Consider the following 11,887-nt stretch of genomic DNA (forward strand, 5'->3'; position numbering starts at 1 on the left):
ACTTTAAATTGCTATAGTTTGATCGTAAGTAATCCAATTTTGGGATCTGTATAAGCTTTATCCGAAATTGAAAGATTACAGCTAAACACCCCGTAATATTATCTAACCAATATTTCTAATAACCGTTTCTTGAATAACTGATTGTCAATGGTCTTACAGACAGTTGCATTAGGAGGATTGCCACCAAACCCATCTGAGATAGACAATTTACTACCATCATTTATGATAACTTGTCCATACGTCGCTTCTTCTGTAGTACACACGTAACAGTAACATATCATGTCTTCAAGAACGATATCATCCCATAATACAACACCCATTGCCACTGCATCAGGCAAATCAACAAAGTGCCCTCCACTTCCTTGTAGGTTGTATGCTAGGAGAGAACGATTACATTGAACAGCAAACACGGCTTCTTTCTTTTGGCTCGCCGTTAATGTTTCCATATCCTCTCTATTCCAAGCGGCTTCTCCCAAGCAAATATCAAAGCCGATAATGCTAATTGGAACTCCGGATTTCATCATGATGCTATATGCTTCTGCATCTACATATACATTAAATTCAGCTACAGGTGTAGTGTTTCCGGGGCCAAATCCAGCAGTACCCATTGAATGAATACGCTTAACCTTCTTCATGGTTTCTGGCGCTTTTAATATGGCAAGTGCTATATTTGTAACAGGACCAATAGTAACAATTTCTATTTCTTCTGGATTTTTTTCTACTAAGTCTAAGATCATGTCAACTGCATGTCCAGGTTCAGGGTTAATGGTAGGCTGAATTAAGTTACCATCTCCCATACCATCCTCGCCATGTACATTAACTGCTCTCACTAGATTTCTCATTAATGGTTTAGCTGCGCCTACATAGATAGGTGGCTTTTGAGCATTTGTTACTTCTATAGTCATTAAAGCATTTTTAGTCGCAAGTTCCAGAGGTACGTTCCCACAAACAGTCGTAATAGCAAGAACATCAACTTCCGGTGATTTTAGTGCCATCATTAACGCTACAGCATCATCACTTCCTGTGTCCGTATCAATAATTATTTTTCTCATTTTAATTCCCCCAATTTGTAGAATTGAACTCAGTATAAATTGTTGATTATTATAAAAATAGGTCAATTGACCAAAAAGGAACAAGCAGGTGAAAATATGTATTTTAAAGATATTGTGAATGACGCACCAGTGCATATTAAGAAAGATTTCATTTATAAAAAACATAAGAAAGGTAACCTGATCATTCATCCACATGAACAAAATAATTATCTTTATATTTTAACTACCGGTATCGCAGAAGTGTATAGACAAAGCTATGAGGGAACGATGCTTTCTTTATATATTTATGACTCGTACAGTTGTTTTGGGGAGATAGAAATTTTCAATGAAAAAATAAAAACACTCGGTGTTATTGCAAAAGAAAATTGTGAAACGATAGCCATTCATAAAACCAAGGTTTTTGAATGGATGAAAATCGATTTTAATTTTAATTTTTACATCATTAAACAACTTGCTTCAAAATTAATTTTAAGTTCAGATACTGCGACAAAGTTATCATTTCTAACGGTTAAAGATCGAATCTTATTAAGTATACATAATCATTATAAAATTGGTGATTTAGATCAACTTACAAAGCAAATTTTGACAAGTGAGGTGTGTGCACCACTCAGAAGTTTAAATCGGTCAATAGCTCAGTGCATAGATGAAGGCATCATTAGTTACAAAGATAAAAAATTCTCTATACATTCTATTGATGAGATAGAGAAATACCTTGGAGATTTTATACTAAGTTAAAATTACTATCCTTTTATAAAGTCTTCGTTTCATATTCTTCCCTCCTACCTTTTCATGTGTCAGTCATGCTGCCCAACAAATCCAACAAAAAAAAGTTTCGGAAGGAGAGACCCTTCCGAAACCTTTTGTATAAAAAATGTCCGCTCCCCCATTAAAAGAAGGTAGGCTTTTCATTCTTGAGCTTCACATTCAATCCACGACCGGGAGCCAACCTTTAACCCCAATTAGCTTTTTCCAAAGCGGATCCGGAATGACCAGTTCATCTTGATCTTTCTTGGAAAGCGTCGTCCGGATTTCCATTTCTTTTCCTGTCCTGATTTTTTCAATCCAATGCGGTTCCATCAAAAGTTCTCGGCCAAGGGCGATAAATGGCACACCCGTTTCCAGCGCTTCTGCAACTTCATCGGGAGTGTGCAGGGCCCCGACTCCGACGACCGGAATCCGATTACCCACTTTGTCGTAAATTTTAACGATTCGTGACTTTGTCCTATCACTTTCACGGAAGGAGCCATTCCAGAAGTCACTTACCGAGATATGTAGATAGTCAAGGTTTTGGTTCGCCAATCTATCAACAAACTGGAGCGTATCATCCAAGGTGATGCCTGGATTGCTGCCTTCTTCCGGAGATAAGCGGTAGCCGATCATAAAGGGCTTATTTGCATGCTCAGCAACTGCTTTCTCGACCTCATTCACAACAGTGAGCGGAAAAATCAATCGTTTTCCGAGTGTCCCGCCCCATTTATCGGTACGGCGGTTCGAGTGTGGCGAGAAGAACTGTTGGAGCAAATATGTATTGGCACCATGGATTTCCACACCATCAAACCCCGCGGTATAGGTGCATCCGCTTTGTAAGCAACGGGACTGGCAGAAACCGGCTGGTTATCCGGCAGTAATTCAGGAGGGCTTTGACGACCGCCATGATAAATTTGCAAAATGGCTTTTGACCCGTAAGATTGAATCGTTTCCGCCAATTTTCTTAAAGATGGAATATAAGAATCGTCAGCTGCGCTTAATTGACCTGGAAAGCCTTTGCCGCCGGCAGTTACATAGGCACACGCCGTAATCACCGCACCTACACCTGCAGATCGATCGGCGTAATAAGCCAGTTCAGAATCGGTTACTACCCCATGATCATCTGAAGAATAAGTGGTCATCGGAGCCATCAAGATACGGTTTTTCACTTCTACCCCTGATGAAAATTTATATGGTTGAAAGATCTTTTCGTATTTTTGATTCATGCCAATACTCCCCCTCTATTTTCAATGGTGATGATTTCCGTGCGGGTCTTTTGATGGGTTCGTAATTTCAAAGCCTTCTTCAGGTACATAAAAATATTTGATCCAGACACCATCGAGGAAATCCTCACGTGAGTCCAGTAAAATATCAATACCTTTATCTGATTTGACGATTTCGTCATGCTCTGAAGGTGTATCCAACTTCATCTCATAATGAGCATGATCGCCATGCATATGGGTAATATACACGCGGATCATTTTTCCTTCGGCTTCTTCCGTGTTCAGCATGCTATGTAGAACTTTTGCTGCATTGCGATTGATTTTGCATTTCATGTCCATTCCTCCAGCATTAAAATGATCACTGTACTCCTTTTACCCAACTTAAGATGTTCAGTAACATCCATTTATACCCTTCTTCCTTAAGCCGGTTCCGATATGTGCTTATAATCGGTCTGCAGGAAAGACAACACCGATCTGACGTCTTGCTTCATCCATGATTTCGATCGTCGTAAGAGAATTGGAGAATGTATTTATATCGGACTCCAATTTTCCCTGCTGTATCAATTCAACAAATTCCTTCGCTTCATAGTACATGGAATGCATATCCTGTTTTACCGAAATGTTTTCAACCGTACCATCCCTATATTGGATATCCACCGCTTGCGGTCCTGAAATTTTCTGAATGAGCATGCTCCCTAGTTCGCCCTGAATTTCAGTCGGCTGATCCGATTGGGTGATCTTTGAGAACGTAACAACTGCCTCCATATCATCGTAAGAAAGCAAAATCGATCCCTGCCCGTCCACTCCTGAATCTAGCATTGTTCCCGATGCCTGCACTTTGTTTGGTTTACCAAATAGTGCAACAAGTGGATATATGACGTAAATACCTATATCCATAAGAGAACCACTTGAAAATTCCGGATTGAAGGCATTCAGCACTGTACCCTGTTTATAGGCATCATAGCGCGATGAATATTGACAAAAGCTTGCAGTAAAACGGCGGACTTCGCCGATTTTCCCGAGGTTTTCCTGCACGCTTCGGAAATTCGGCATGATCGTTGATTTCATAGCTTCCATCAAGAGCACACCATTTTGTTGAGCTGCCTCAATCATTTCCTTCACCTCGGCCGCATTTGAGGCCATTGGTTTTTCACATATTACATGTTTTTTATTTTTTAAAAATAACACAGCTTGCCTGCAATGATGAGAGTTAGGGCTCGCTATATAAACAGCGTCGATCTCATCGCTTGAAGCCATTTCCTCCAAATTTGTAAAGGTCCTATGTACTTCGTATTTACCGGCAAATTCGCTAGCCTTCTCTGCAGTTCGTGAATACACGGCGGTTAATGCTAAATCCTCAACTTCGTTCACGGCCTCCAAAAAGCGTTCCGTGATCCAATTTGTTCCTATTACCCCTAAACGTATCAACAATCTATCCCCTTTCAAAACAACTTATCATGTATTCAATATACCGACAATTAACTAAAAAACAAAGTAATATGAACACGGCCGGCGGTTAAAATTGGATTTTTCAGGTAATATTCGTTTATAATTTTCCTATATGATCACTGCCAGGATGTTTCTACATACTCACTGAACGGGAATGAAAACTAAAAAGGAGCGTGTGAAGTTTATGACAGATTTAATGAAAAATAAAGTTGCCATCATTACTGGCGGAGGATCGGGAATTGGCCGGGGAGCAGCACTCAAACTTGCTGAAAACGGCGCGAACATCATCTTTTTTGATCGCACTGTGGAAAAAGCTGAAAAGGTGAAGGAAGAGGTGGAAAACCTCGGCCGTGAAGCTTTAATCATTAAAACTGATGTATCACGGCCTGAGCAAGTTGAACAAGCCTATAAGAAGGCTTATGAACATTTTGGGAAAATTGATTTTGTATTCGCCAACGCAGGCATCAACGGAGTGATTGCACCAATAGAAGACATCAAGCCAGAAGATTGGGATCAGACACATACCATCAACCTTAAAGGTACCTTTCTCACCATCAAATATGCCATCCCATACATGAAGGAAACAGGGGGCAGCATCGTCATCAACAGTTCTATCAATGGAAACCGATTTTTCAAGAACTTTGGATTTTCCGCCTATAGCTCCTCGAAAGCGGGGCAGGTCGCGTTTGGGAAAATGGCTGCGCTCGAATTGGCAAAATACAAAATCAGGGTCAATACCATTTGTCCCGGCTCAATCGATACGAATATCCACGACAATACGTTCACTGAAGATGAAAATTTAGAAAAAATCAGGATTCCTATCGAGTATCCTCAGGGCTCACAGCCTTTAGCCAATAAGGCCGGAACCACTGAACAAGCTGGAGATCTCGTATTGTTTTTAGCTTCGGACATGTCATCCCACGTCACCGGCACGGAAGTTTATATCGATGGAGCTGAATCTCTATTATAATGTTAACGAAAAAAGCTGAAATCCCATCATGGGACTTCAGCTTTTTCCTTTTTAAGCACCTTGACTTAAACCGCGACGTGCAAGCATAAAGTATGCGAGCATGGCAATGATATGACAGCTCACCATCACAATGCCCATCGGCAGGGGTGAATCTCCTGAACCCAAGCCTACCAACGGGGCCATGAGTGACCCTAGTATGAAAGGCAGCAGTCCAATCAAGGCCGATGCACTGCCTGCCGTTTTTTTCTGATTTTGCATCGCTAGCGAAAAACTAGTCGTACCGACAATGCCGACGCTTGAAACCGAGACGAACAAAGCAAGTACTATTCCTGCTAACCCGAACTCAAAAAAGACTGAGGTAATTAGGAAAACCCCGCCAAACAGAGCAAGAGATAATCCGATTTGAAGCAATTTTTCTTCTTTCACCCTCCCTGCAAGCTTTCCGGCCACTTGGGAAGTGATAATGATCCCGACTCCATTCATTGCAAAAATCAAGCTGAATGTCTGTGGGGAAACGCCATAAATATTCTGAAGCACAAAGGGCGAACCGGAAATATATGCGAACATGGCAGCACTTATGAAGCCTTGAGAAAAGGCATAGCCCATAAATACACGGTCACCCACTAATTTTCCAAAAGTCCTGATTGTGTCGTTTACCCCACCAGCACTCCTTAGATTAGGCGGTAACGTTTCTTTTATGCCGAAAAAGGCTGCCGCTATCATCAGGCCCCCTAATATCGTAATGACGATGAAAACTCCTCGCCAAGAGGTGAACTGTAAAAGCTGCCCGCCAAAAACCGGAGCCAAAATCGGGGCCGCTCCATTCACCAGCATTAGCATGGAAAAGAATTTGGTCAAATCCGTTCCTGAAAATAAATCACGGACGATGGCCCTTGAAATGACAATGCCTCCCGCTCCTGCAATTCCTTGGATGAACCGTAATAATAAAAGCAATTCTATGGTTGGTGCAAAAGCACATAACAATGATGAAAGACCATAAACCGATAAAGATAGTATTAACGGTACACGTCTTCCTTTCGCATCGCTTAGCGGTCCCAAATAAATTTGCCCTAGTGCCAATCCTAACAAGCAGGCAGTCAAACTTAACTGTGCCAGCGACGTACTGCTTTTCAGATCCTCCGCCAGTGTAGGGAGACCGGGTAAATACATATCCAGCGACAACGGCCCAATTGCTGCAAAACACCCAAGCATAAGAGCCAAAAGCAGCCTTTTGGACTTAGTCATTTCGTTACCTGATAATATCGTTTCTTTCATTTCAATCATTATTGCCCCTATCCTTTTCAACTAATTATCTTTCTAAAAAACTCGACTTTCTTCATCTTACAAAAGATCGGAACAATTTTCGATAAGTTTGCCTCCATTGATTTGAAATCCGCCTAATATGCTTTCCTATCAATCTGCGTTTATGCTTCAAGACTCCATTGCAATATTTAACAAGCCGCAGCACTTTTACTGCCACCTTCGCTTCTTTCGGTCATTTTTCTTTATTCAGCAATACTAAATTACGGGGGGGTTCTCCCGCCAATCCCTCCTTCAAGTTTTGCACAGCAACGGTTGCCATCTTCAACCTTGTGGCAATGCTGGCACTCCCGATATGAGGTAATGTAACCACATTGGGTAATGTAAGCAACGGGTGATCGACAGGAACAGGCTCCTCTTCAAATACATCCAACCCTGCCGCCCATATTACACGATTCTTCAAGGCTTCATATAATGCCTTTTCATCGATGATCCCGCCTCGTGCCGTATTTATGAGCACAGCCGTCTCCTTCATTAATTTCAACTGCTTCATGCCAATCATAGAAGCGGTCTCCGGAGTAAGCGGGAGCATGACACAAACAAAATCCGACACTTGAAGCAGTTTTTCAAGGGATAAATAGTCGATGCCTAATTCCTTTTCCTGTTCATATTTACGGCTTCGATTAAAATAAACCAAGTTCATATCAAAGCCCTTTGCTCTTTTAGCAAGTGCTTCTCCTATCCTTCCTAAGCCGATGATCCCAAGCGTTGCCCCATGTACATCTTGCCCTGTCAGCTGCATGGGCGACCAAGTTTTCCATTTTCCGCTTTTTAAATAATCCTCCGCCTCCATCATCCTTCTGGCCGTTGCCAGCAGCAAGCCAAAGGTTAAATCAGCTGTCGTTTCCGTCAATACCCCAGGTGTGTTCGTTACCATGATGCCTCGTTTCGTGGCACTGTGAACATCAATGTTATTATGGCCCACAGCCATATTGGCAATGATTTTCAAATTAACCGCCCGCTCAATCAGTGACTCATCAATTTGTTCCGTCAACAAACAAAGCAGCCCATCAGCTTCTTTCATTTCCTCTTCAAGGACATCCAACGGGACCGGTATCTCCTCTTCGTCCCACATCCTGATATCATAATCCCCTCTTAAATCTCCGATGATTTGCTCTGGCAATTTCCTTGTAATATAGATTTTCGGCCTCACTTGATAACCTCCTATCGGTTTATTCATACGCATCATATTGGCGTGTTTATCCAATTTTAAATCATACGTGATGAATAAACCATTCATTGTCTCCATTATGGGAGCTTCCTCTTGACAGTTTCCTTTCAATCATTTAATCATAGAATAACAAAGTCTCAATATTTCGTCATTTAGCTAGTTTTCCGACATGGTTTATCTTGATTTAGGAGGATCCGGGACGTTCATGAAAACGAATGCAGATTTTAAAATTTATCCAATCATCGCTCCAAGTGCTTTTTCTTTAAAAAGCATAAACTTTTACTTAGTGAAAAAGGAAGATGCTTTAATATTAATCGATGCAGGCATGGATGATGATGTTTGTTGGAATGCATTGCAGCAAACATTGAAGGAAAATGGTTTGAGCATTGGGAATATCACGGATATTTGGTTGACCCACCATCATGGAGATCATGTTGGCTTGGTCAATCGGATCACTGCACTCCATCCGGTTCCCATTTATGCCCATCCTAAAGCCGTTCCTCGTCTAAAGCGGGATCCTGATTTCTTGAAAATGCGAATAGAATTTTATAAACAGCTTTATTTGGAGATGGGCTGTGGTGAACTTGGCGATAAACAGGTCGCTTACCTATTCAACGCGGTCGATCATAATAAGGATCAAAAGCTGAATGGCGACATCATCGAAATCACGGAAAAACACTTGTTTGACTTTGAAGTGATCGAATTTCCCGGGCATGCCCCGGACCAAATCGCCTTTTTGGACCAAAAAGGAAAGCGGCTGCTTTCCGGTGATTTATTGATTGAGCATATTTCAAGTAACGCTTTGATTGAACCTGATGATAACGGCAATAGAATGCTGACGCTTGTCGATCATATCGGCTCTTTGAAGCGATGTTTGGCGTTACAGGTTGATCTCCTCCTGCCTGGTCACGGGAACATCATTGAACAGCCATGTTCTTTGATTGAAAAAAGGCTCCATGGCATCGAGAGGAAATCAGAGAAAATCTTTAGCATGATAGAAAGCGGGATATCTACAGGAAATGGGCTGGCAAAGGCATTCTACAGACAAAAGTATGTCTCTCAGTTCCCGCTTGTCATGTCAGAAATCATCGGCCATTTGGATTACTTGGAACATCAGGGGAAAATCAAGAAGAAACTCAGCGGAAAAGTGGTTCATTATCATACGTTGTAAGCATTAAAAAGGCTGAAATCCATTAAGGAATTCAGCCTTCTTTTTCGACACTCACACACACACTACAACCTGTCTCGAGAAAACTCCTTTTCTCGCTACACATCGGTCGGCAATTTCAAACCCTGCTTCATAAATCATCTCATCCATCGTATCAATCGTTACGACAACGACCTTGTCTGCGAAACGTCTTGCATGCTTAAGGATCGAGAGTTGATCCTCCGGTGTCGCATGCGTATATAAATTGTAGGGCATATCGATGATCGCTACATCATAGTTACTGGTGACCTCTGAAATCGGACCTGTCGTTACATCGCCTTTGAGTCCAAAATAGGCAATGTTCTCCCTCGAGCCATCCGTAACGAGTGGATTGATATCTCGTCCGACAATATTTATTCCCATGGATAGCGCTTCTACCAGTACCGTTCCAATTCCGCAGCATGGATCAATCGCCTTCACTCCTTCAGGATGAGGGACGGCTATGTTCGCAATCGCTCTCGCCACCCGAGTACTAAGGGCTGTTGAATACTCTCGCGGCTTCTTCAAATGATGTAACCAAACTGCATCAGGCTTGACATACTCCCCGAAATACCAACGTCCGCCAAGGGTCACGACTCCAAAGACCTGATCAGGATTGCGTACATCAGCCTCCCCCTGGATGTGCCAACCGATCTCGCGTTCAATTTCGCGCTGTCCATCATAATCTATCTTTGCGTCGTCATTCAAATCATTGATTTTTATGAATAGCACTTTGAACGTTGAATCCGGCAAATGAATATCCTTAGCTTGCTCGGCGATTTCGGAGATGCTCTCTCCCTCAAACATGACATCGACCCGACCTTTCATAAAAGGACTTCTGCTCGGATCAATCTTAATATCACTTTTCAAAATGTTCCCAGTAGTTTCAAAGCCAAAAAACGAGCGCATCTCCATTTTGGATAACGAGCGTTCGTCAGGGGTGCATGTAAACGTATATATAGAGGCCGGTTTCCGGCTATGATTAGTCAATCCATTCCCATCCTTCATGTTCTTTAGATTATATCTTTCTATCAAACATAGCCGTAATGGTATAGAAAAGCAACTCTACATCTAAAGAAAAAGAAATGTTCAATCCAATTTATATAACTGGCCCTTAACATATTGGGCCCGCTCTTCTATGAATTTCAGGATGAAATCAGGCTCTTTATCAAAAATCTGCTTATTATCTTTTATATATGGATCTTTCGGTACATAAGGGCTGATTTGTTCATGCATCCCGATGATGATAGGCTTCATATGATCAACGTTAAAGAAGGTGCCCATAATCTCTTTTAGTAGGTTTTGGTACCGAAGGCGAAATGTTCTTATATCGAGGATTCTGGCAGTCAATGTATTAAATCCCTCGATGCCCACATAATCCTCTTCCATCACTTCCCCATTAACATCCCTTCCCCACGTCGCATCATAATCCCATGGAATGATTTCAAACAGTCCCGTATCACCGTTTCGATATAAGGCATAGTTATGAACGAATCCATCATAGTTTTGCGTGAGGATGACGCCTGCCAGCCAGCGCAGGTACTTTTCCACATCAATATATTTTACGATTTCCTTTTCGAAATCTGCCCTTGAAATGGTATTGATTTGGATGAGCAATTCTTGTAAATATAATTCATCCATTGCCGTCCCGCATTTTTTTTGATAGCCCATCTCCAATGATTTTTTGATTCCTTTATCCAAATCGCTCATTAAGGAAAAATTGGCGTCCCCATCCACTGCATAGAAAATGGAACCTTCGGGAAGATTTCTTTGCTTCAAGTAATATTCGTCCACGGACTCCAATTCCAGATATATCCCCTCATCTTTCCCGTTCAGATTCAGGTGTACGAATTGTGATTTAGGCGCCAAGGTTCCAATATCGGCAAAAAAGTCCAACGATAATTTATTTCTCAATAACGATTTATCGTTAAATTCAGCATTCAAATGAATCTCTTTAGCGCCTTTAAATATTTGCGGTTTATAAAAAACTACATGATACGACTTTTTCCGAAACTCCCGGATATGCGAGCCACGGTAAACAATATCAATATCCAGCTTCTTTTTGTTAATGGTTAACTTTGCAGGCAGCGGATCATTGCACCATATATCCCTGCGAAGCTCCATTAAATTAACAGGTGGAATAAACAGCTGATACAAAGGCAGCTTCTTGTCAGCATTCATATAACCCTTCCCTTTCACTTTCCTTTTAAAATATGAACATAAAGCGAAGGACGTCACCAAAATATAACTTTTTTTAACAGGCTTTGCGATTATCTTTAGCACATCACGTACAAGCCGCATAGTTTATCGTATGGAAAGGGGGATTATTACTATGTCAGACTTCATTCGCGATATACAAAATGCTGTTGATAGAGCCAATTCGATGGGATTAGGCGATTTCATGTACAATGACCCACGCTCAAAAAAGCGGTCTTCATGTAAAAACAATAAAAAAAGACGTTCTACTTGCAGCACTAAGCGCTGTTCAAGCAAGAAACGGTCGACTTGTGAGACGAAACGCCGCTCTAGCAGAAAGCGGTCAGCACGGGGCACGCAAAGATGTTCTTGCTGGAAACGGAGCTCAACTCGAGGAACACAAAAACGTTCTTGCTGGAAACGAAGCTCAACTCGCGGCACGCAAAAACGTTCTTGCTGGAAACGAAGCTCAACTCGCGGCATGCAAAAAGGCTCTTGCTGGAAACGAAGCTCAACTCGCGGCACGCAAAAAGGTTCTTGCTGGAAACGAAGCTCAACCCGCGGCACGCAAAA

Annotated in this window: 11 protein-coding genes and 2 pseudogenes; 5 read left to right on the forward strand and 8 right to left on the reverse strand. The window is 41.8% G+C overall.

The features are described from left to right. Nucleotides 1–98 precede the first annotated feature (98 nt). On the reverse strand, nucleotides 99–1,052 hold the full coding sequence (locus ASU00_RS05170; RefSeq protein WP_057912378.1) for a nucleoside hydrolase: 954 nt from the start codon (nucleotides 1,050–1,052) through the stop codon (nucleotides 99–101). 96 nt (nucleotides 1,053–1,148) lie between these two features. Here ASU00_RS05170 and ASU00_RS05175 point away from each other — a divergent pair, with 96 nt between their 5' ends. Then, nucleotides 1,149–1,787 carry a Crp/Fnr family transcriptional regulator gene (locus tag ASU00_RS05175; RefSeq protein WP_057912379.1) on the forward strand — a complete coding sequence of 213 codons (639 nt, stop codon included), beginning with the start codon at nucleotides 1,149–1,151 and terminating at the stop codon, nucleotides 1,785–1,787. Between the two features lie 189 nt (nucleotides 1,788–1,976). Here ASU00_RS05175 and ASU00_RS05180 read toward each other — a convergent pair. The 3 genes and pseudogenes from ASU00_RS05180 to ASU00_RS05190 form a co-directional block, all read right to left on the reverse strand. Further along, nucleotides 1,977–3,025, reverse strand: a pseudogene (locus ASU00_RS05180) (NADH-dependent flavin oxidoreductase). A 21-nt stretch (nucleotides 3,026–3,046) separates the two neighbouring features. Next, nucleotides 3,047–3,355: a hypothetical protein gene (locus ASU00_RS05185; protein WP_057912380.1), complete on the reverse strand. Its 309-nt coding sequence runs from the start codon at nucleotides 3,353–3,355 to the stop codon at nucleotides 3,047–3,049. 108 nt (nucleotides 3,356–3,463) lie between these two features. Then, on the reverse strand, nucleotides 3,464–4,450 hold the full coding sequence (locus ASU00_RS05190) for a Gfo/Idh/MocA family protein (RefSeq protein WP_057912381.1): 987 nt from the start codon (nucleotides 4,448–4,450) through the stop codon (nucleotides 3,464–3,466). Nucleotides 4,451–4,655: 205 nt separating this feature from the next. Between ASU00_RS05190 and ASU00_RS05195 the strand changes: the two genes are divergently transcribed. Further along, nucleotides 4,656–5,441, forward strand: coding sequence for an SDR family oxidoreductase (locus ASU00_RS05195; RefSeq protein ID WP_057912382.1), 786 nt, complete (start codon nucleotides 4,656–4,658; stop codon nucleotides 5,439–5,441). Between the two features lie 51 nt (nucleotides 5,442–5,492). Here ASU00_RS05195 and ASU00_RS05200 read toward each other — a convergent pair whose 3' ends face one another. After that, nucleotides 5,493–6,716 carry a multidrug effflux MFS transporter gene (locus tag ASU00_RS05200; RefSeq protein ID WP_057912640.1) on the reverse strand — a complete coding sequence of 408 codons (1,224 nt, stop codon included), beginning with the start codon at nucleotides 6,714–6,716 and terminating at the stop codon, nucleotides 5,493–5,495. Between the two features lie 220 nt (nucleotides 6,717–6,936). Further along, nucleotides 6,937–7,914, reverse strand: coding sequence for a 2-hydroxyacid dehydrogenase (locus tag ASU00_RS05205; protein WP_057912641.1), 978 nt, complete (start codon nucleotides 7,912–7,914; stop codon nucleotides 6,937–6,939). 223 nt (nucleotides 7,915–8,137) lie between these two features. Here ASU00_RS05205 and ASU00_RS05210 point away from each other — a divergent pair, with 223 nt between their 5' ends. After that, a complete protein-coding gene (locus tag ASU00_RS05210) occupies nucleotides 8,138–9,103 on the forward strand; it encodes an MBL fold metallo-hydrolase (protein WP_057912383.1) in 966 nt (321 codons plus the stop codon). Between the two features lie 51 nt (nucleotides 9,104–9,154). Here the strand turns inward: ASU00_RS05210 and ASU00_RS05215 are convergent, their stop codons facing one another. Continuing rightward, complete coding sequence (locus ASU00_RS05215) at nucleotides 9,155–10,108, reverse strand: TRM11 family SAM-dependent methyltransferase (protein ID WP_057912384.1); 954 nt, start codon at nucleotides 10,106–10,108, stop codon at nucleotides 9,155–9,157. A 99-nt stretch (nucleotides 10,109–10,207) separates the two neighbouring features. Next, nucleotides 10,208–11,299 carry a CotH kinase family protein gene (locus tag ASU00_RS05220; RefSeq protein WP_057912385.1) on the reverse strand — a complete coding sequence of 364 codons (1,092 nt, stop codon included), beginning with the start codon at nucleotides 11,297–11,299 and terminating at the stop codon, nucleotides 10,208–10,210. A 151-nt stretch (nucleotides 11,300–11,450) separates the two neighbouring features. Between ASU00_RS05220 and ASU00_RS26870 the strand changes: the two are divergent. Both ASU00_RS26870 and ASU00_RS25325 read left to right on the forward strand, forming a co-directional pair. Then, nucleotides 11,451–11,528, forward strand: a pseudogene (locus tag ASU00_RS26870) (CotG/ExsB N-terminal domain-containing protein); the annotation flags it as partial. Nucleotides 11,529–11,625: 97 nt separating this feature from the next. Beyond that, the coding region (locus ASU00_RS25325) for a hypothetical protein (protein ID WP_161809695.1) at nucleotides 11,626–11,887 on the forward strand (262 nt) is incomplete at its 3' end.

This window comes from Peribacillus muralis (genome assembly GCF_001439925.1).
GTDB lineage: Bacteria > Bacillota > Bacilli > Bacillales > DSM-1321 > Peribacillus > Peribacillus muralis.